Raw genomic sequence first — 18,998 nt, 5'->3', positions numbered from 1 at the left:
TTAATTAAATGGAGTTTGTATGAAGTTAATGACGAGTGTGATTTTATGTTTGTATTCTTTTGCAACGTTAGCGACAGAGCTTAACCTTAAGCCGACCAAAGCAGGATTATATGATGTTGGCGGATTCAAGCTTTACCTCGAATGTTATGAAAACGACAAACCACAATTAATCCTAGAACAAGGATTTGGTCGCGCTGGCTCTGATGGGGTTTGGCTAGAAAATATAGACCGATTAAAAAGTGATTATAGTATTTGTTTATATGATCGCGCAGGATTAGGTAAAAGCGAAAAAGGTCCCGTTCCTTTCACGGTAAATGATATGGCCATTAGGTTAAATAAATTACTGGCCGCTGCCGATGTTAAAGCGCCATTTTACTTTGCCGGAGGCTCATATGCATCTTACGTCATTAGCGCTTACAACAACCTTTACCCTCAAGAAGTACTTGGCGCTGTTTTAATTGATCCTCCTGTATTTGGCTACTTTTATACTATGGGGACTCGCTGGCCTGAGAACTTCAAATCAGAAAACAAAAAACTGCAAAACTACTATAGCTTTGAACAAAGTGTACACGACGCAATGTTTAAAAGAGTGCCTGAAAACGTTGACCATATGGAAAGCTATAAAATATTGTCTAATGCCGCTAACTTTGGTGATAAACCGATTATAACCGTAAGATCAAAACAAACAAACAAGCGTTATGATCCGCCATTTGTGCCAGACGAAATAGCTAAAAGCATGAATTCATTAGAGGCTGACGCCGAGGCATATTTCAAAAGCTTGTCCACTAATAGCCGGATTGTATATTCTAAGTCAGAAAAGCATCATCTACATATTGTAGACCGATACCTAGTTGTAAAAAGCATTAAAGCGCTAACTAGCAACTAAGCCTAAATGTTAAACAAAACATAAATTAAAATGGAGTTTTAATGAAACACCTAATTCTATTCACCCTATTATTTTGTAGCTCGTTTTCATTACTTGCCAAAGAGTTAAACTTAGAAAGGTTTGCTCATCACTACTTTAAACTCATGACGGAAACCCAAAAGCCAAACGCAACAAGCAAAGAGCTAGAAAGCTATCTTTCTTTATTAACGGACGATATTGGTCACTCACATTTACCATATGTAGTTGACGATTCTAGGTTGCCGGACGGGAAAGCGTCGATGAGAAAAGGGATGACATTTTATTTAGGTGCTCATGACAAATACGAAGCAACATTGTTAGACGTATTTGTATTCAATAACTCCGCAATTGCTATTCGTTACAAAAATTACGCAAAAGGCGTTCATCCACAAAATAATCAGCCTATTGAGTACTCTCAAACTATGATGGAAGTGCTTGAGTTAGAAGGTGATAAAGTCGCGGTCATTCGTAAATATCACGAGTAGTTCTTTATGAAAACAATTGGTTTGTTAGGTGGCATGAGTTGGGAATCTACGGCGAACTACTACAAAAATATTAATGAAGGCGTAAAAGCTCAATTGGGCGGTTTACACTCAGCAAAAATGTGTCTTTATAGTGTCGATTTTGCTGAAATTGAGAAGTTACAGCACCAAGGCCGTTGGGACGACACCGCTGTCATATTGTCGAACGCGGCAAAAAACATTGAGGCTGGAGGTGCAGATTTCATTCTAATTTGTACCAATACCATGCATAAAGTAGCAGAAAAAATAGAACAGTCACTTTCTATACCTCTTGTTCATATTGCCGATGCGACCGCAGAACAATTAGTAGCGGATGGTATTAAACGAGTGGGTTTATTAGGTACACAGTTCACTATGGAGCAAGGATTCTATAAAAATCGTATTAGCGATAAGTACGGGATTGAAGTGATTGTGCCAAATAGTGAAGACCAAAGTGCTGTGCATGACATTATTTATTCTGAGCTTTGTCTAGGCAACATCCAAGAAACGTCTCGTGAACGATACATTCAAGTCATAGAAAAACTCCATAACCAAGGTGCCGAAGCCGTCATTCTAGGATGCACGGAAATATCGCTACTCGTACAGCAACAGCATACAAACGTGCCACTTTATGATACAACTCTGATCCATGCATCAAAAGCAGTACAGCTTGCGACCTGTTAAAAACCACTAACCACTATCATTGGTTACAAACACGATAAAAGAAAAGGATAGCTTATGAAAAAAAGAAGCATATTAGAAAGTGCGAGTATCATTGTATTAGCCATTACATCTGCAGTTTTGCTGTTTGAATTGGCACTTATTGATATCTCTAAAACAAGCATAATCTCTTTTGATAGCTTTTCTATTTGGGTGTTTCTTATATTTGTAATATGTATTTATGCATTTGAGAATATGTTTACTTGGTTAATTGATATCGCAAAAGTGGCGAAGCATTCAGGCAACGATAAACCAAAAGATCTTTAAGAGTACCAGCAATGCGCCTTGATAAATTTGTTTGTAAAAGTACTGCGCTAACAAAAACAAAGGCAGTTGAATTAATTAAGGCAGGCCAAGTCACCGTTAACGGCGCTATTGAAGTGAATGAGGCGACTCAAGTTCATGAAAATAATGACCTACGTCTAAATGGCGACATACTTAAAGCCAGAGACTTTCGTTATATTATTATGCATAAACCCGCTGGTACTATTTGCTCCAACATAGATGAAGAATACCCCTCTTTATTCAACCATCTCAGTGTTGAAAACCCTTCTGAATTACATATTGCTGGCCGACTCGATGCTGATACTACCGGTATGGTTTTAATTACTGATGATGGACGTTGGTCATTTAATATTACATCGCCAAATAAAGAGTGCAGTAAGGTTTATCGAGTTAAGTTGTCCAAAGACATTGCCATGGATGCGACTGAAAAGTTTAAAGCTGGTATTAAATTACAAGGCGAGCAAAATCTAACGCGCCCTGCAGTCTTAGAAGTCCTAACTTCACGGGAAGTGTTACTGACCATTACCGAAGGCAAGTTTCATCAAGTAAAACGTATGTTTTCTGCTATTGGCAATAAAGTGATTTCCCTTCACCGAGAGTCAATTGGTAATGTAAAACTTGATGTTGAGGAAAGACAATGGCGCTATCTAACCCCGAAAGAAATTAAAACCCTGAGTTAGGTTTTGAGATAAACGTTGAGATAGCTATTGAGATAGACAATGTTGGGATAGACGTAAAGTCTTTAGATTTTTAGTGTGCATTTTCTATTCTTTTTGTGTTTTAATCATTAATAGACAGGTTTTAATCGTAATTAATTTCAAATAGTTAAATTGTATTTTGTACTTGTAGCTATCTGCAGAGACGATTATTCATTCACCCTTTTTTGACATGGAGTCATGATGTTATCCAACAATGTATTTCTTAAACGCTTTATTGTTACTGTTTTACTTCTTCAGATCCCTTTGCTGTTAGCACTAATTGACGTCCAAGGTTCAATGTTACCAGCCTTACTTTGGATCAATATTCCTGTTCTTTGGACTGGTATTGCGCAGCTTTTGGGTGAAAGCCATTTCATAATTGGAGAGTTTGGAGCGTCGCCTCAATCCGCTCTGGCCTATGGCGTAATCATCACCTTTTGGACTGCGGTTGCTTTTTTAATTACAAAAATCACGATTAAGCTAAAGCCAGTGGTAAATGAATGAATAAATAGAATTGTTAACCCGCTATTCATCTTTGGTCGTGAAAAGCGGTGTTTACATGACTATATTGCAAGCACAAAGGTGTGCTACGTAGACAAGTAATCACCCGCTTCGGGAAAACCTTTTTAGTTGTATTTCAAGCGGCTATTTAACTTGATACTTACTATTGGTACGAATGTAAATAGTTGATTCTGTATTGCTAGAGTTTGTAATTTCGTGACTCATTTTACCCGAAGACTCTACATAGCTGCCTGGGCTTAAATGTTGCACCGTTTTATTATCTTTAGATTTATAGTCAACTGAGCCAGCAATCACTACGGCTCTAAATTCACTCGCGTTAGTAATAATTTTACCCTCAAAACCAGCAGGCAGCTTTATCATTGAGCCATTCATGTCTGCTGTGCTTTCCCACAACATTGTTAACTTAACGCCATTCGCATTTATATCAACAAGCGCGCTGTTATTTAGCCAAACCATATTGTCTCTGTGCAGGTTTAACGGGCGCTCGCCGTTATCAAATTTTTCTTTAGACGGTTTTACTAAATATGGCCCCGAATCGATTTCCAAATAAATTAAATTAGTCTCGGTATTGGCCGCAGTTGTATGGTCTTCACCCGCTGGCTGAGTCCAAAACGAACCAGCCGGCATCCACATCTTTGCCGCGCTTGGGTCGTCATTGTGCATCAAGCCCTCAATCACAATGCCGCGATAGGTTATGTTATGAATGTGTGGCGGCGACTCAAAACCTTTTTTAAAGCGAACTAGCATTCCCGTTGCAGTATCACTCGTTCGGTTACCCCACAAGTCAGCTGCACCAGGGCTTTTATCGCCTCTAAGCGGATTTAGATAGCCCCATTTAATATCGCTAGCTGCCACTACTTTTGAGGTTACAGTTTCTGCTAGCACTGATGGCGAGAAAATAGCACTCACCAATAAGAAAGTCGGGATATTTAATAAACGTGTCATGTCGCGTTCTCCGTTGAGTTGGTATGAACTTATCTTATGGTGTTATATTCTTTTGATAAATGGGCAAACTGCTTATACAGTTTCATGAAAAAAAAGATAATAGCGAATAGCTGTCAGGTTAGAAAAATATTAACTATCAGCCTTAATCTAAACAACAAATAAATACAAACAAGGAAAGGAAAATATGAGTCACAACCTCAAGCTTAACTATGTGGAATTTCCCTCTCGAGATTTGCCTGCCACTAAACGATTTTTTGAAGATGCTTTTAGTTGGACATTTATTGATTACGGACCAGACTACACCGCATTTAATGATCAAGGCTTAGACGGCGGCTTTTACAAATCTGACTTAACATCAAGCGCAGCAGCCGGAGCCGCTCTACTAGTTCTTATAACTGACAACCTAGAAGCGACTCAGAGTACCGTAGAAAAGTTTGGTGGAACAATATCGACCCAAATATTTTCGTTTCCTGGTGGCCGTCGTTTCCATTTCATAGAGCCGAGTGGCAATGAGTTTGCGGTATGGTGTTTAGAGGATTCTTAATTGACTTTATTTGGCGTCGAATTAGTCATTGCTGGTGCGCTTAAACACCAGTTTATGGATAAAGACGGTACTATCAGTCGAATGCTAGGTAAATAAACATCGATTCTGGGTTCCTCTATTGAAGTTGAACCCAGTTTAACTCTACTTGCTCATCGCCAATGGCAGCATAAATAGATTGGCCGCTGATGGTTAATGAAATATCCATTGTGCGACTCGCGTGTGACGCTAACGCTTTAATCTCTTCCCAATTAAACTGATAAACCTCGACAGCAATGGTAGATAATTGAGGTTGTGATTGTTTCCACCAAACCTCTGATTTTGAATTAAACGTATAAACCACAGTTTGTTTTGCTAATCGCGATGCTTTTTTCATTCGTTCAAAACTTGGCTCTCCAACATCTAACCAAAGGTGTAATTGATCGTCCAGGCCCTTCAACCAAATGTCTGGCTCATCTACTGAGCTCAATCCTTTTGTGAATGTCATTAGCTGTTCTTTGTCGTTAGCACTTTGAATGCAGAACGCAACTACTCTGGCCATCATTCTTTCAATTGTTTCTGAAGGGTGTTGCGCTACCGTTAACTGAATGCTGTCGTAGTGATCATTGTTAAAGTCTGACAATGCAATTTTAAATTTATAGATGGTTGGCTTTAAGGCCATATTAGGTAAACTCCAGAAGTGACAGAACAAATTAGCTTGTGTTTAAACAAAGCGCGACCATCATACGCAGGACTCGGTGTAAAAGCATTAAATATGCGTGATGAGAACAACCACATTAGAGGCTATGTGAGCAAACGTGACTAAAGCAACAACCACACTTATTGGGCTTGGCGATAATGACGCACAATTTAACGTGTATATTGGCAACCGACCAGACTTTGACTTTAGAGTCAGCGATGACAATGTTCACCCCATGTCAAAAGGTGAAATTTATGCCTGTGGGCAAGCGTGCGGTAATGGTTGGCGAAAAGTCTTTAATGTTTACGCAAAACTTGTTTTTGCGTGCGCCTCTGAACGTCTAGGCACAAAGGAGTATCATTGTTGGCAAGACTACCGCAATCAAAAGCTATTACAGCTAAAGAGTGGCACAAGTCTGATGTTTACACCGCCTAGTTTTGCTGTACCTGCGGCCCCCGCACCACCAGCTGTGCACATCATTATGGGCCGAACTTACGCTAATTCACTAAACTTGCCTCACGGCTTAACGTGGTTAGACAATGAGTTTGCTATTAATCATGAGCATCAAATTATCGTGTGTCCTTATTTTGATTACCGGCAGTTATCCAACATAAAAATTATTCGCTTAGTAGAGTTAATAGCCGAACTTAATTCAAAAAAAGGCCCATCATGAAACCTGAAGACATAGGCAGAGCTTACGATAAAATCACCCACCTTTGGGATGCTAAGGTTTTTAATATGAGCAATGGCATTGATGAGCATAAAAAGGCTCTGAGTTTCTCAAAAAACCAAGGCGAAGCGTTAGATATTGGTTGTGGCCGCACAGGCCGTTTTATCCAACTTTTGTTAGAGCAAAACTACAGCCCTACTGGGTTAGACATTTCTGAAAAAATGCTCCAATTTGCTAAAGAAAAACATGAAGCTTGAATCCCAAAACCTGACATATCATCAGCTGACTGAGTCTGATTGGCCTTTCTTTAAGTTATTACATGAAACACCTGATGTTATTCAGTATGTTTGTGACGCTCAGTGCGAAGAGGAGATTAGGGCTCGCTTTGAGTCTCGTTTACATTCTTGGGAGCCAACATCTTCACATTGGCTAACCCTTGTTATTAAAGAAAAAGAGTCAGGTCTTCCAGTGGGCTTAACGGGCATGCTGGCTGAGTGGAGTCCATATAAACAAACTGAACTTGGATTTCTATTGAGCCCTAATTCTCAACGAAAAGGGTATGGCTTTGAGTCGACAAAATACATGATTGAGTTGTGCTTTAACCAGTTTAACTTTCACAAGATAAAAGCGACCGTCACAGAGGGAAATTTACCCAGTACTAATCTACTAAGAAAGTGTGGTTTTGTTCATGAAGGCACCTTAAGAGACAACTTTATTCTAGGTGGTGAATGGAAAAGCGATCAACTTTGGGGGCTACTTAAAAGCGACATCCTAGCCAATTAAATTCATGCTGAGTTTGATTTTTAGTCTAAGCTTTTAAAACCTATTCTTATTGTCGAGTATGTGAATGCAAATTATGCTTAAGTTTATTTTGCTCACTATCTTATTATTTACAAATTCTTCATTGGCTCAAACTGCGTTAATATTTTCGAGCAGCTCTGGAGGAAATTTTACCGCTAGCGAACTGGTGCTAACAGAAGCCTACGCTCGACTTAACATCCCTATTTCTATCGTTTTTACTCCAGCTGAACGTTCATTAAGACTTGCCAATAAAGGAATAGTCGACGGAGAGGTATTTCGGAAAAAGGGCATAGATGATGTTTATACCAACCTTATTAGGCTTCCTGTCCCAATAAATACCATTGAAATTGCGGCCTTTGTAAAAAATAGAAATATTAAAATAACAAACTGGGGCGATCTACGTCCCTATCGAGTTGGTATACGCCGAGGGATTAAAGTACTTGAAAGCGCCACTGCAGGTATGACTGTTGTTTCCGTATCTAGAGTAGAGCAACTACTTAAAATGTTAGAAAAAGATCGGTTGGATGTTGTTGTAGTTAGTAAAGTTCTTGCTAATAAGAGTTTTGAAAGTAGTCCACCTAATAATATTTACATGCTTAATCCCCCTTTAGCAAAAGTTGAGCTTTATCATTACATTCACAAAAAACACATAAAATTAGTCCCGGCAATTTCTCAAGTACTAAAAGACATGGAGCAGGAAGGGTTTATTAATAACCAAAGCAAATAAGCCTGTTCATTAGTCAATAGCGTATTGAAATATATCACCTTCAACCGGCTCTAATTTGACCCAATAAATTGACTTCTGATCTGGTGAAATTGTGTATTGATGAACAAAATTTGCAGGAGCCTGAAATATAAGCTCCTCGGTTTTTGCGTCCAAACTATAGCGCCAAACACCTGATGCCTTTCTATAAAAATAGATATTGGTGTCGATTACCTGCCAGTTCAGCCAATTAACCCTACTAAAGTCTTTTATGAGCAGTTCTTCAGCTGCTTCCTGTTCGTTGTTTAAGGAACGCTTTTTTCGCCAAAGCCCATCTGTTGTGTATTTAGAATAATATAAATACTCACCAACAACATGGCCGCTATATCCGCCATTTTTTGTTAGTTTTGTATGTGTATTAGTATCTCGGTCATATTGCCAAAGTTGCCACTGCCCGCTCTGATTTCCACTGTAAATAAGGCTCTGTTGATTATTAGTGTCATAATTTACTACGTAGCTGTGTTCATGATCATCAAATAATGTAGTTAACTGACCCGTTTCAATATCCAGCTCATACACCACTCCATTTTTAGTAAAAAGGATATAATTCTCATCACTTGAAATCTCATACCTTACAAATTTTAAATCAAAGGGCAATTCAGCTTTTATAATTGACGCATCTCCTTTATATACCTGCCACCACTGATGGTTTTTATAGCGGGTAGATAATACTAAGTGAGTGTTGCCTTTTACTCTGGGAAGCATTTCCGTCTGACCACTTTTTTGCCAAACCTCGCGATAACCATCGGCCAAATGTTGTTTTATGACGCTACTCTTTACATGCGCATTTCCAACTAATAACAAAGGTTTTCCATTACTGTAGGCCGTTGCCAGTGACTTCACATCCATATTGAGTTGCTTTACCTTTGTATAAATCCCAGTATTAGAATCCAACAAATATATATTGGATGTGTCTGCCATAAGTAACTGTTTTTTTGTTGGGTGCCAGGCTGAACTCTTTATGCCTAAACTGACGTCAAATTCAGCGACTTGGCTATTGTCTTTAAACAGAATAATTTGAGAAGCCTGCTCATCAAGATAACGAACCACTGATAACATCTTGCTTACATTACTAAACGAAAAGTTAAAATCGCCTCGGGTATTATTAGCGCTGTTGGGATTTGTTATTTGGGTTATCTGAGACGTATCTAAGTTAAAACTAAATACCTGATACGGGTGTGACTTACTGAGTCGTTTATTAAAATAGAAGGTATTGTTGCTGCCCCAAATAAGGTGAGATGGAGGTTCGTCACAAGGTATCAACGACTCGCTACGTTTGCTCGCAACGGTATATAAAGAAAAGGTACATTGTTGCGCTTCATAATTAACGTAAATTACATGCTCCCCTGACGGGCTAATAGCGGAAATTGAGTTTTCTAAAATAGACTTTTTTGTATGATGTTCAGTGCTATACAAATACACTCGCTGAACACTGTCAGTGCCGTCCATAGACTCACTGCCAACGTGATGGAAGAGTAATGTACTGCCATCAATTGTACTTGATAAGCCATACTCCCAACCTGACAAACCAACGAGCGGTCCATCCAATAATTCTAAACTAGCCGTGGGCGCTTTATCGACAGATTCGCTTTTTTGTAGAAAGATAACGGTTGTTAAAAATGCAACAACCAGCAAAGTTAAAAAAACAAATGGGAACGAATATCTAAAACGTTTTTTTGATTGTGCTGTTTTATTAACGTCAGATGATTGGCTTACTGTGTACTCATCTAGATTGGCAACAAGGCGATAACCTTGAGTAGGAACTGTTTCGATAATATCAATTTTGGTCAACGCTAAAAAGTGAGCTCGCAACAAAGATACAGTACGATTAATTGCCCCCTCACCTACAATGCGATTTTTCCAGACCTCAGCTATGAGTTCATCTCGAGTTACAATTTGACCCTTTTTTGAAATCAACAAAACCAAAAGACTAAAAACTTTAGGTTCAAGCGAACGAGACAGCTCACCTTTTATTAACTTTCGTTGACCTTGGTCAAAAGTAACATCAGCAATCAATAGCACTTAAACGATTCCATCCAATTGAAATATATAGAAAATAAAAACATAACATTAACATAACATAAACATAAGCTGAAAATATGTGCCGATTTACCTTCCTATGTTTTGGTAAGCATCCGTTTGGATAAAGAGTAAAACAATATGCGTAAATATATATACTTATTTTTAAAACTATTCGCCATCACATTATTTTTAGTGGGTTGCAATGGCACAGGCAATTCGCCGAAAAAGAGTCTCAATATAGAGAACTCAAACAAAACTTCCAATTCGCTTTCTAAGGTTGAGCTTAATGATCGCATCTATTATTTAGCAAAGCCTTCAACTGGTTTTGATGCAAATAAAGCCTATAAGTTGCTGTTGGTATTCCACGGCTCTAGGCAAGACGCAACATATATGCGAGATATATCTAACTTTGAGAACACTTCAAAAGATTACATCGTTGTCTACCCACAATCACAAGTAGAAGAGTGGAATGAAGGCTGTGATTGCAATAAACCCCACCGCTTAGGTATTGATGATTTAGGATTTGTTGAAGCGTTAGTTGCTGATGTTAAAAGCAAATATAACATCATCGAAAACGAACTTTATGGGGCTGGATTCTCTCAAGGTGGATTGTTTGTTCAAAACTTAATGTGTAATAGCAAACTCAAGTTTACTGCACTCGCGTCAGTTGCTTCACCAATGTCAAAACAGCTATCACAGCAATGTCGAATTGAAAACAATACAAACTATCTGATGGTGCATGGCAAAAATGACTCCGTTTTACCGTTTATGGGTTTAGAACACTCCAACTTTGGCTTAATTTCCAGTGAACAGGCCATTAACATTATTGCCAAAGAAAACGACATTGAGACAGAAGTAAAAGTAGATATTGGTGAAGATATGTCGACGCTTATATTTGAGAACGACTCAAATATTAATAAGCTTGTTGCTTTGGAGCGAGGACAACACTCTTGGCACTTTACTAACTTTAATTCTACCAACGAAATTCTGCACTTTTTTAATTCCGTTAGTGCGCTCCCTTTGGACCAATTTTCTAGCCTATACAGAATAAACAAAACCACCCCATTAGACGTTCACGTGCGCAGTATGGGCCTGGAACACGACGGACCAGCAGTAATTCTGTTGTCAGGTTTCAATAAAAATTATCACAGCGATAGCGCTTGGTTTTCGCTGTTACAACCTCTTATTGCTAAAACTCATCGAGTTCATGCTATTGAACGATTTGGCAATGGATTTAGCAGTATGGTGGCTGAACCGGCTTATGCTTCTTTTGCTCCTGCACTCGACCAAACTTTAGCCGCATTGAACGAAGAGGCTTTTATAATGGTCAGTTTTGCTAGTGGTAACTTGCTTGCTCACACCTGGCAAAACAGTTCAGACTCAACCATGGTAGATAAGTTAACTGGCTTAGTATGGATTGATCCCGATGTATTGCAGCCGCATTCCATTAGCTTATATCAAGACTACCCTGTTTCCTGGTATCGAGACGTTCAAGAAAGTTTAATGCCTCACATTGAACAAGGTAATTGGACTGAAAGAACACTCGTTAAATTAGAAAATGAAAAAATAGAAATGGAAGCATTAATTGCTCCTGAATATTCAGAAGATATGGACTGGCCTTACTTTAATTTAATAAGTCAGCGCCGAGCCAACATTCCGAATCAGCTGAGTAGGGCTATTGAAGTGATTAACTATCACGATGATTTAGCCATCGCTTACTCTTATGATATCAACTTAACCGTGCCAATCACCGTTATAGATAGCGATTTTGAGTCCATTGATATTGCGGAAGCTGAAGAGGAATATGTAGACCGTTTAACCTTATGGCAACAAGAAGGTATAAATTGGAGCAAAGCTATAAGTGAGAAAACTGGCGGACAGTATATTCCACTGGAAAATAGCGATCACATGGTGATCTTTCAAAATCCAGCGGTCATTATCAAAGCCATAAGCGAACTCAATTAATCTAAAAATTGTGCTTTTATTTCTAGAATGTCACCTAGTGATTGTTCTAGAAGCTCTATGAGCTTTGGCTCAAATTGGCGTCCACTTTGTTCGCGCATATAGTCCATGGTTTTTTCAACGCTCCACGCATCTTTGTAGGGGCGTTTGCTAGTTAACGCATCAAATACGTCTGCTAACGCGGTAATGCGCCCTTCAATTGGTATCTCCTCACCTTTTAAGCCATTAGGATACCCAGTGCCATCCCATTTTTCATGGTGAGTTAACGCAACCGATTTAGCTAACATGATTAACTCTGAGTCATCACCACCTAAAATTTCCGCTCCAATTTGAGGGTGAGTTTTCATGATGGCAAACTCTTCATCAGTTAACTTCCCAGGCTTGAGCATAATACTGTCTGGGATACCTATCTTGCCAATGTCGTGCATAGGTGCCGCATTCAACAAGTTTTCTGCCATAGACTCGCCCAAACCATAAGCAAGCGCTAACACCTGTGTATAATGACTCATACGCATTACATGCATGCCAGTTTCGTTGTCTTTATACTCGGAAGCACGACCTAGGCGTTGAATAACCTGTAACCTTGTTTCGCGCAGCACATCCGCTTGAACAAGTGACAAGTGATTTTTTACTCTTGCTTTAACTCTTGGTGGTGAAACTGGTTTACTAATGTAGTCAACTGCTCCCAACTCAAACCCAAGCGTTTCATCAGTTTCGTCATCGAGCGCAGTAACAAAAATTATAGGGATCTGTTTAGTACTAGAGTTTTTCTTTAAGGTTTCGCAAACCTCAAATCCAGTCATGTCTGGCATCATAATATCGAGCAAAATTAAGTCTGGCTTTTTTTGCTCGGCCAAACGCAATGCCTCAGCACCATTTTTAGCGAAAACTAAACGGTAGTCCTCTTGTAGAATTTGTTTCATAACTCTGAGGTTTGCAGGCTCATCGTCAACGACAAGCAAACTAGGCTGTTCATTTTTAGACATTTACAATTCCTTTTGTTGACTGTGTAGTTTGCTTAAGAGTGTTTGAATATGCAGCTGAGCTTGCTCAAATTCAAAGTCATTAATGGCATCAGTAATTGCACTTACATTTTCACGGTACTGGCTGCTCTTAAATTCAGATAGTGTCTCCAAAAGGCTTTCATCTATTTCATTTTCAGCCACGGAGGCCTCTATTTGATCAAGCAGCTTAGTTAAAGAAAGGACATCAATATCTTTGGTTGCCTCAGCCTTTTTTTCTTCTATCGTCTCTGCCACTTTAATTTCTACTTGATGAAATAGGCTAATTATCGAATCTACTGTACTTCGACACTCTTCTGGAGTTTTTGTTAAAACGACTTCTAGTTTTTCAAAGTTCCGCATTAAACTAATCAAAGACAAATTACCGCAAATACCTTTTAGTTTATGTGCCGACGCACTCAAAGTAGCCCAGTCGCTGGAATCAACGCTTTTTTGTAGTTCATTAAACTCAACACGTTGCTCTTTAACAAAATACATGAGCTGTTGGTAATACTCAGTTTTGCTTCCCCACAACGAAAACCCTTTTTTCTCATCAATAAGTGCACAACTTTGAGTACTTGAGCTTTTAGTTTGAGTGTTAGAAACATCAATTTTTAAGACTCTTGCCATTTCTTGATTTAGCAATAAGAAGTCAATAGGTTTATTTGCGAAACCTTCCATGCCAGCCGCTTCTGCAGCTAACCTATCATCTTCTAAAACGCTCGCAGTAAGCGCAACAATTGGAATAGGTTTAATATTGTGTTGTTGTTCTATTTTACGACGCTCAATAGAAGCGGTTAAACCATCCATTACCGGCATTTGAACATCCATTAATACCAAGTCAATATTAGCTTCTGATTCCATTCTTATTAATGCCTGTTGACCATCACGTGCGGTAAGCACCTTGTGACCATTTCGAGTAAGCAGAACCGACAATAAATCTATATTTTGCTGTATATCATCAACCACCAAAATGGTTTGAGGTGGCAGTGTAATATGCTGTTTCTCTTCTTCTTTTACTTCCTGTGAAGCCGACAGCGGAATAACAAATCGGAACTCACTTCCTTTATTCAGCTCACTATTTGCTGAAATTTTTCCGCCCATCAATTCCACTAGCTGTTTACTAATAGTGGTGCCTAAGCCTGTGCCACCAAAACGACGACTCATAGAAGCATCTGCTTGAGTAAATGGTTCAAACACAGTGCTAAGTTGCTCTGGACTCATGCCAATACCTGTATCTTTTACAACAAACTCGATGTGATTGCCGTTAATTGGCGCAACGGTTAGCTTAACTTCACCCGCCTGTGTAAATTTAATCGCGTTATTAACAATATTGGTAAGGACTTGCCTAATACGCTCAGGAGATCCTGAGTATAAGCTTTCCAGCTCGGGCGACACTTCGGTAATTAAAGATAATTCTTTGTTACGAGCTTGTAGCCAGAGAGTTGAAATTACAGCGTCAACTTCTTCAACCAGTGAAAACGTTCTGATCTCTAAATCTAGTTTTCCTTTATCAAGCTTGGCGCTATCTAAAACCTCATTCAGTAAGAATAATAATGACTTAGCAGAGTTGTTAATGGTTTTTAAGTGGCGCTGTTGCTCATTCTCCATTTCGCTATCAAGGAGAATGTCGCTAAAACCTATAATCGCGTTCATTGGAGTTCTAATTTCATGGCTCATATTGGCTAAGAAGGTTGCCCTGGCTGAAGCAGCTTGTTCTGCTTTATCTTTCGCCTGACGTAATTCCTGAACCATTTGATAACGTTCAGTAATATCCATTATAAAGCCGTCCAGCCACACTTCGCCTGTTTGCTTTTCAGTTATATAAGCGCCGTGCTCCATTACCCACCTAACGGTGCCATCCTTTCGGATGATTCGGTATTCAATGCTAAAAGAGCCTTTATTAATACCAATTTCATTAACACCTGCTAAATCGTCTGGATGAATTAGGTCTGAGTAGTTAACGGTTGGATTTGGCAAGGTAAAGTCGTTGGCAGCATAACCAGTAATTGCTTGTACGGCATCACTAATGAATACCATACTCCAGTTTTCGTCATCTAAGCATCGATAAGCAATACCTGGAATATTAGAAATAAGAGAGCGAAACTTTTCTTCATTTTCACGAAGTGCATTCTCCATTTTTAAGCGTTGACGTATGTCAGATATAAACGCAACAAAAAAATCATTATTTGCTAGTTTCACATGGCCTATACCTAATCGGATATCAACCGTTTCGCCATCTTTGTGGCGGGCTTGAACTTCTCGTCCCTGGCCAATAATTCGAGCCTCACCGGTTTCTAAATAACGCTGTATGTAGCCATCATGACCGCTTCTGAAAGGCTCCGGTACTAACATTTTGACGTTATTACCAACAAGCTCAGCTTCAGACCACCCTAGCAAATGTTCAGTGGCCTTATTAATACTAGTAACCGTACCGCGCTTATCTATTGTAATAATACCGTCAACGGCAGTATCCATAGTGGCTTTTAAACGTCGCTCATTTTCTAGCGCACGCTGTGAAATATCGCGATACTTGTAAACGATGTTAATACCCATAACTAAACAGATAATTAGAATAGTGATACCTGATACCGCAAGCGCTAAGTAAATTGACGTTTCAGGGGGCTGAGAGCTTTCTTCAAAACCTGGGGGCTTCACAAAACGCGCGGCTGCCATTCCGGTATAATGCATGCCAGATATCGCCAGCCCCATTACAGCACTCGCCGCTAAATTAGCCTGCCATTCGCCGCCTTTTTTATGCCAAATTTTACTTAAGCCGAAACGAATCCAAAGTGATAAAACGGCTAACGAAACTGCAACAACAATAGACAACGCGAATGTAGATAGGTCGTACCTAAGTTGCGAAGCCATTTCCATAGCGGCCATACCGGTATAGTGCATTGTGCCAATACCGGCACCAACAAGCACGCCACCAATAAGTAAAGATACAGGCCCATTTTTATTACTATAAATATGATTTAAGGCCACCCAAGAAGCACCTATTCCCGGCAGTAAAGACAACAAGGTTAGTTGCCAGCCATACTCTACGTCTGTGCAAAGGTTAAACGCTAACATGCCAATAAAGTGCATGCTCCAAATACCACCACCTAAGGCAATACTTCCTATCAACAACATTATTTGTTTGCGTTTAAAAGAAACAGCTCTAGCCGCTTCAGCTGATACTTGTAAGCCCATAAATGAAGCAAAAATCGCGATAAAGATCGACAGCACTACCATCCAATTGCTGTAGGTACCAAACATCAACATGTTATCTGGGGGAATTGAGAAAAGCGTTGTTAGCCAATTGAGCATAATATTTTTGAAATTCCATTGGGATAGCGCAACCGGTTGGTAAATTGCTATTACTTTTAATACGTTACAAATTTTGTAAGGAAATATTTCATGACTAATGATGTTACTTAACTTTTAGATCAGATGATAGCTAAATTAAAGGTGTTCAGCGTATATTAATGTTTATTCGACGGACTTAAAAACCTTACTTTTCAAATGGTCAAATTAGAAATAAATAGAACATTGACAGAAATCCACCCTCGCCATAATCTAATAAGTTGAATAAATGCGGTATTAATTGTGAGAAATAACATGTACCAAAAAATGAAGCCTTTTGTACAGCAAGAGTTTATCTCGGCAAAAAAATTTGCCGCTGAAGGTGATAGCCGCCAGGCATTTAATGCACTTGAGAATGCTCACGTATTGGGTCAACACTCAACAGTATTGCATGTTAAGTCCCATCTAAAAATGCTTCAGTGGGCCATATCTCAAAATGACCTGAAAGAAGCGCTAGGGCAAATTTTCAGAATTGTTGGCGCAGCAACCAAAACCTTTGTGGGTCTTGTTCCATCTGGTAATACAGGTGGTGCAAATGTGAGCCCTTTTAAGGCAATGCCTCTGTCGGAAAGAAACAAACGCATTATAAAGCTAGTCAATGAATCCTAATTAATCGTTAAAATGACACCGGCTATTAAACAGCTTATTACAACAAAAGTTAAACATTCAGTTTTAGCTTACACGCTCGAGTTTGAAAAAATATACGTCAGTGGTGGAAAACGAGGTTTAGAAATTGAGCTATCTGCTTTAGACTTAATCTCTATAACAAAAGCGGTTGTTTGTTCACTAAAAAAATAATAACGAGAAAATAATGAATACAATTTTAAAATCACTACTCTTTGTTGGCCTTTTAAGCGTTGCTCCTGCATCCCTAGCCGATAATTCCACACAACAATTTGCCTCTTGTTTAGTAGACAACTTAAATGGCAAAGAGCGAAAGAAGTTAGCAAAATGGGTTTTCTTTGCCATGGCTGCGCACCCTGAAATTGAGTCTTTTTCAAATATTACGGCAAACAACTATACCAATAGCGACAAAGCAATTGGCTCATTAATAACACGCTTGCTTACAGAAAACTGCTCTGCAGAAATGAAGGCCGCATATAAAACTAATCCACAAGCTATTGAGCAGGGTTTTGAACTTGTAGGTCAAGTGGCAATGCAAGAATTAATGAGCAACGACAAAGTGATGACGGCCATTACAAGTTATAGCCATTTCACTGATCAAAGCAAAATCAACTCTATTTTGGTGGATTAATCACGTTTTATGTCTAAAAAAAAAGCCGCTCCCATTGGCATATTTGACTCTGGCGTTGGGGGCCTCTCCATTGCCAAAGACATTAGCGAGCTTTTGCCACATGAACATTTGATTTATGTGGCCGATCAAGCCTATTCACCTTACGGTAATAAGAGTAAAGAAAACATTGAAGAACGTTGTTTAGCTATAGCTCAGTTTTTTCTTGCACAACAGTGTAAGGCGATTGTTGTTGCATGCAATACAGCGACGGTTAACGCCATTGAGTTATTAAGGGCCAACTTCGATATTCCAATTGTAGGTGTTGAGCCTGGCATTAAGCCCGCTGCATTAAACAGTAAATCGGGCATTGTTGGTGTACTAGCAACAGAACAAACCATTAATAGCGACACATTTAAAGCTCTTGTAAACCGCTTTGTCGACCATGTAGATGTGCGAGTTCAAGCCAGCCCTAAGCTTGTAGATTTAGTTGAAAATAATGATCTTACTAGCGAATATGCTCAGCAAATAGTTAATGAATATGTAACACCATTAATTAACCAAGGCGTTGATCAAATAGCTTTAGGCTGCACTCATTATGTTTTTTTAGCTCCGCTTATAAAAAAAGCCGTCGCGGGCAAGGCAAGTATAATAAATACCGCAGCCCCTGTTGCAGCTCAATTACAACGTCGGTTGCTAGAAAAAGAACTGTTGAGCACCAATGATGAAAAAGCGTCGGTTACACTGTTCACTACCTTAGCCTCTAAGCAGAATAAGTTATTAATAAAGGACTTGTGGAGTCCTAGCGATCGAAAGTCTGATATTGCCGTAAACCAATTAGATATTTAATAAATAAAGGTTATAAAAATGAACGTAAAGCTCATTGTTTTTATTCTTACTGTGGTGCTTTTAAGCGCCTGTAGTTCTAAAAACTGGCGAGAAACAAGTCGTGAGCCAGCAGGTTTAGCGCCAAACCCGGAACTGACTCAAGATGCAGTTATTCAATTTTATGCAGCTGACGCTTTTAGCTGGCGTGGCTGGTTTGCGGTTCACTCTTGGTTTGCGTTAAAAAAACAAGGCGCTGATGAATATACTGTATACGAAGTGGTTGGTTGGGGCGTAAAAGAAGGCCGCCCAGCTATTAGAACCTATACTACTAAAACGCCAGATCGTTACTGGTATGGCGCCAAACCAGAGGCATTTTTAACCATTAGCGGTGCTAAAGCATCAAAGCTGATTCCAGAAATAGAAGCAGCGGTAATGCAATATCCTTGGAAAAATGAATACACTTTATTTCCAGGTCCAAATAGCAATACATTTCCAGCGTGGATAGGCATACAAGTGCCTGAACTGGAGCTAGACATGCCCTTTCGAGCTATTGGTAGCGGTTATGCCGATTAGTGCCT

At 39.3% G+C, this 18,998-nt stretch carries 22 protein-coding genes; 17 read left to right on the top strand and 5 right to left on the bottom strand.

What is annotated here, in order from left to right:
* Nucleotides 1-19 precede the first annotated feature (19 nt).
* From ABD009_RS10245 to ABD009_RS10220, 6 genes are all read left to right on the top strand, one after another.
* A complete protein-coding gene (locus ABD009_RS10245; RefSeq protein WP_343825122.1) occupies nt 20-886 on the top strand; it encodes an alpha/beta fold hydrolase in 867 nt (288 codons plus the stop codon).
* Nucleotides 887-927: 41 nt separating this feature from the next.
* Nucleotides 928-1,389: a nuclear transport factor 2 family protein gene (locus ABD009_RS10240; RefSeq protein ID WP_343825120.1), complete on the top strand. Its 462-nt coding sequence runs from the start codon at nt 928-930 to the stop codon at nt 1,387-1,389.
* 6 nt (nt 1,390-1,395) lie between these two features.
* Nucleotides 1,396-2,088, top strand: a complete 693-nt coding sequence (locus tag ABD009_RS10235) for an aspartate/glutamate racemase family protein (protein ID WP_343825118.1) — start codon at nt 1,396-1,398, stop codon at nt 2,086-2,088.
* Between the two features lie 54 nt (nt 2,089-2,142).
* Entirely contained in the window at nt 2,143-2,391 is a 249-nt protein-coding gene (locus tag ABD009_RS10230) for a hypothetical protein (RefSeq protein WP_343825116.1), read from the top strand.
* Nucleotides 2,392-2,402: 11 nt separating this feature from the next.
* Entirely contained in the window at nt 2,403-3,089 is a 687-nt protein-coding gene (locus ABD009_RS10225) for a pseudouridine synthase (RefSeq protein WP_343825114.1), read from the top strand.
* 216 nt (nt 3,090-3,305) lie between these two features.
* A complete protein-coding gene (locus ABD009_RS10220; RefSeq protein WP_343825113.1) occupies nt 3,306-3,611 on the top strand; it encodes a hypothetical protein in 306 nt (101 codons plus the stop codon).
* A 141-nt stretch (nt 3,612-3,752) separates the two neighbouring features.
* Here ABD009_RS10220 and ABD009_RS10215 read toward each other — a convergent pair whose 3' ends face one another.
* Nucleotides 3,753-4,574 carry a DUF4437 domain-containing protein gene (locus tag ABD009_RS10215; RefSeq protein WP_343825111.1) on the bottom strand — a complete coding sequence of 274 codons (822 nt, stop codon included), beginning with the start codon at nt 4,572-4,574 and terminating at the stop codon, nt 3,753-3,755.
* 184 nt (nt 4,575-4,758) lie between these two features.
* Between ABD009_RS10215 and ABD009_RS10210 the strand changes: the two genes are divergently transcribed.
* Nucleotides 4,759-5,118, top strand: coding sequence for a VOC family protein (locus ABD009_RS10210; RefSeq protein ID WP_343825109.1), 360 nt, complete (start codon nt 4,759-4,761; stop codon nt 5,116-5,118).
* A gap of 115 nt (nt 5,119-5,233) precedes the next feature.
* Here the strand turns inward: ABD009_RS10210 and ABD009_RS10205 are convergent, their stop codons facing one another.
* On the bottom strand, nt 5,234-5,776 hold the full coding sequence (locus ABD009_RS10205) for a YaeQ family protein (RefSeq protein WP_343825107.1): 543 nt from the start codon (nt 5,774-5,776) through the stop codon (nt 5,234-5,236).
* Nucleotides 5,777-5,794: 18 nt separating this feature from the next.
* Between ABD009_RS10205 and ABD009_RS10200 the strand changes: the two genes are divergently transcribed.
* The 5 genes from ABD009_RS10200 to ABD009_RS10180 all read left to right on the top strand — a co-directional run bounded on the left by ABD009_RS10200 (nt 5,795) and on the right by ABD009_RS10180 (nt 7,992).
* A complete protein-coding gene (locus tag ABD009_RS10200) occupies nt 5,795-5,920 on the top strand; it encodes a hypothetical protein (protein ID WP_343825105.1) in 126 nt (41 codons plus the stop codon).
* Nucleotides 5,913-6,467, top strand: a complete 555-nt coding sequence (locus ABD009_RS10195) for a DUF6942 family protein (RefSeq protein ID WP_343825103.1) — start codon at nt 5,913-5,915, stop codon at nt 6,465-6,467. The genes ABD009_RS10200 and ABD009_RS10195 overlap by 8 nt, the downstream gene beginning before the upstream one ends.
* Complete coding sequence (locus ABD009_RS10190; RefSeq protein ID WP_343825101.1) at nt 6,464-6,721, top strand: methyltransferase domain-containing protein; 258 nt, start codon at nt 6,464-6,466, stop codon at nt 6,719-6,721. Before ABD009_RS10195 ends, ABD009_RS10190 begins: the two co-directional genes overlap by 4 nt.
* Nucleotides 6,711-7,247 (top strand): GNAT family N-acetyltransferase, encoded by a 537-nt coding sequence (locus ABD009_RS10185; protein WP_343825099.1) that lies wholly within the window; start codon nt 6,711-6,713, stop codon nt 7,245-7,247. The genes ABD009_RS10190 and ABD009_RS10185 overlap by 11 nt, the downstream gene beginning before the upstream one ends.
* 64 nt (nt 7,248-7,311) lie before the next feature.
* Nucleotides 7,312-7,992 (top strand): transporter substrate-binding domain-containing protein, encoded by a 681-nt coding sequence (locus ABD009_RS10180; RefSeq protein ID WP_155696430.1) that lies wholly within the window; start codon nt 7,312-7,314, stop codon nt 7,990-7,992.
* Nucleotides 7,993-8,001: 9 nt separating this feature from the next.
* Here the strand turns inward: ABD009_RS10180 and ABD009_RS10175 are convergent, their stop codons facing one another.
* Entirely contained in the window at nt 8,002-10,050 is a 2,049-nt protein-coding gene (locus tag ABD009_RS10175; protein WP_343825096.1) for a winged helix-turn-helix domain-containing protein, read from the bottom strand.
* Between the two features lie 138 nt (nt 10,051-10,188).
* On the opposite strand from ABD009_RS10175, the gene ABD009_RS10170 reads away from it, so the two are divergent.
* Nucleotides 10,189-12,015: an alpha/beta hydrolase gene (locus ABD009_RS10170; protein ID WP_343825094.1), complete on the top strand. Its 1,827-nt coding sequence runs from the start codon at nt 10,189-10,191 to the stop codon at nt 12,013-12,015.
* Here ABD009_RS10170 and ABD009_RS10165 read toward each other — a convergent pair.
* Together ABD009_RS10165 and ABD009_RS10160 are read right to left on the bottom strand one after the other, a co-directional pair.
* The gene (locus tag ABD009_RS10165) at nt 12,012-12,998 is read right to left on the bottom strand and encodes a response regulator (RefSeq protein ID WP_155696433.1); all 987 of its coding nucleotides are present in this window, start codon (nt 12,996-12,998) and stop codon (nt 12,012-12,014) included. The genes ABD009_RS10170 and ABD009_RS10165 overlap by 4 nt on opposite strands.
* A complete protein-coding gene (locus ABD009_RS10160; protein ID WP_343825092.1) occupies nt 12,999-16,325 on the bottom strand; it encodes an MHYT domain-containing protein in 3,327 nt (1,108 codons plus the stop codon).
* Nucleotides 16,326-16,616: 291 nt separating this feature from the next.
* On the opposite strand from ABD009_RS10160, the gene ABD009_RS10155 reads away from it, so the two are divergent.
* The 4 genes from ABD009_RS10155 (at nt 16,617) to ABD009_RS10140 (ending at nt 18,993) form a co-directional block, all read left to right on the top strand.
* Nucleotides 16,617-16,970: a DUF3703 domain-containing protein gene (locus tag ABD009_RS10155; RefSeq protein ID WP_343825090.1), complete on the top strand. Its 354-nt coding sequence runs from the start codon at nt 16,617-16,619 to the stop codon at nt 16,968-16,970.
* A 202-nt stretch (nt 16,971-17,172) separates the two neighbouring features.
* Complete coding sequence (locus ABD009_RS10150) at nt 17,173-17,616, top strand: hypothetical protein (protein ID WP_343825088.1); 444 nt, start codon at nt 17,173-17,175, stop codon at nt 17,614-17,616.
* 9 nt (nt 17,617-17,625) lie between these two features.
* Nucleotides 17,626-18,441, top strand: coding sequence for a glutamate racemase (gene murI, locus ABD009_RS10145; protein WP_343825086.1), 816 nt, complete (start codon nt 17,626-17,628; stop codon nt 18,439-18,441).
* 18 nt (nt 18,442-18,459) lie between these two features.
* Nucleotides 18,460-18,993, top strand: coding sequence for a DUF3750 domain-containing protein (locus ABD009_RS10140; protein ID WP_343825084.1), 534 nt, complete (start codon nt 18,460-18,462; stop codon nt 18,991-18,993).
* The last annotated feature ends 5 nt before the right edge of the window (nt 18,994-18,998 follow it).

Origin of the sequence: Psychrosphaera haliotis (assembly GCF_039523615.1) — a bacterium.
GTDB lineage: Bacteria > Pseudomonadota > Gammaproteobacteria > Enterobacterales > Alteromonadaceae > Psychrosphaera > Psychrosphaera haliotis.
The sequence above is the reverse complement of the archived record's forward strand: the minus strand, read 5'-3'. Positions and strand labels throughout refer to the sequence as shown.

Coding starts and splice junctions, on each gene's coding strand:
- ABD009_RS10245 (WP_343825122.1), top strand. CDS start 20: ATGAAGTTAATGACGAGTGTGATTTTATGTTTGTATTCTTTTGCAACG.
- ABD009_RS10240 (WP_343825120.1), top strand. CDS start 928: ATGAAACACCTAATTCTATTCACCCTATTATTTTGTAGCTCGTTTTCA.
- ABD009_RS10235 (WP_343825118.1), top strand. CDS start 1,396: ATGAAAACAATTGGTTTGTTAGGTGGCATGAGTTGGGAATCTACGGCG.
- ABD009_RS10230 (WP_343825116.1), top strand. CDS start 2,143: ATGAAAAAAAGAAGCATATTAGAAAGTGCGAGTATCATTGTATTAGCC.
- ABD009_RS10225 (WP_343825114.1), top strand. CDS start 2,403: ATGCGCCTTGATAAATTTGTTTGTAAAAGTACTGCGCTAACAAAAACA.
- ABD009_RS10220 (WP_343825113.1), top strand. CDS start 3,306: ATGATGTTATCCAACAATGTATTTCTTAAACGCTTTATTGTTACTGTT.
- ABD009_RS10215 (WP_343825111.1), bottom strand. CDS start 4,574: ATGACACGTTTATTAAATATCCCGACTTTCTTATTGGTGAGTGCTATT.
- ABD009_RS10210 (WP_343825109.1), top strand. CDS start 4,759: ATGAGTCACAACCTCAAGCTTAACTATGTGGAATTTCCCTCTCGAGAT.
- ABD009_RS10205 (WP_343825107.1), bottom strand. CDS start 5,776: ATGGCCTTAAAGCCAACCATCTATAAATTTAAAATTGCATTGTCAGAC.
- ABD009_RS10190 (WP_343825101.1), top strand. CDS start 6,464: ATGAAACCTGAAGACATAGGCAGAGCTTACGATAAAATCACCCACCTT.
- ABD009_RS10185 (WP_343825099.1), top strand. CDS start 6,711: ATGAAGCTTGAATCCCAAAACCTGACATATCATCAGCTGACTGAGTCT.
- ABD009_RS10180 (WP_155696430.1), top strand. CDS start 7,312: ATGCAAATTATGCTTAAGTTTATTTTGCTCACTATCTTATTATTTACA.
- ABD009_RS10170 (WP_343825094.1), top strand. CDS start 10,189: ATGCGTAAATATATATACTTATTTTTAAAACTATTCGCCATCACATTA.
- ABD009_RS10165 (WP_155696433.1), bottom strand. CDS start 12,998: ATGTCTAAAAATGAACAGCCTAGTTTGCTTGTCGTTGACGATGAGCCT.
- ABD009_RS10160 (WP_343825092.1), bottom strand. CDS start 16,325: ATGCTCAATTGGCTAACAACGCTTTTCTCAATTCCCCCAGATAACATG.
- ABD009_RS10155 (WP_343825090.1), top strand. CDS start 16,617: ATGTACCAAAAAATGAAGCCTTTTGTACAGCAAGAGTTTATCTCGGCA.
- ABD009_RS10150 (WP_343825088.1), top strand. CDS start 17,173: ATGAATACAATTTTAAAATCACTACTCTTTGTTGGCCTTTTAAGCGTT.
- murI (WP_343825086.1), top strand. CDS start 17,626: ATGTCTAAAAAAAAAGCCGCTCCCATTGGCATATTTGACTCTGGCGTT.
- ABD009_RS10140 (WP_343825084.1), top strand. CDS start 18,460: ATGAACGTAAAGCTCATTGTTTTTATTCTTACTGTGGTGCTTTTAAGC.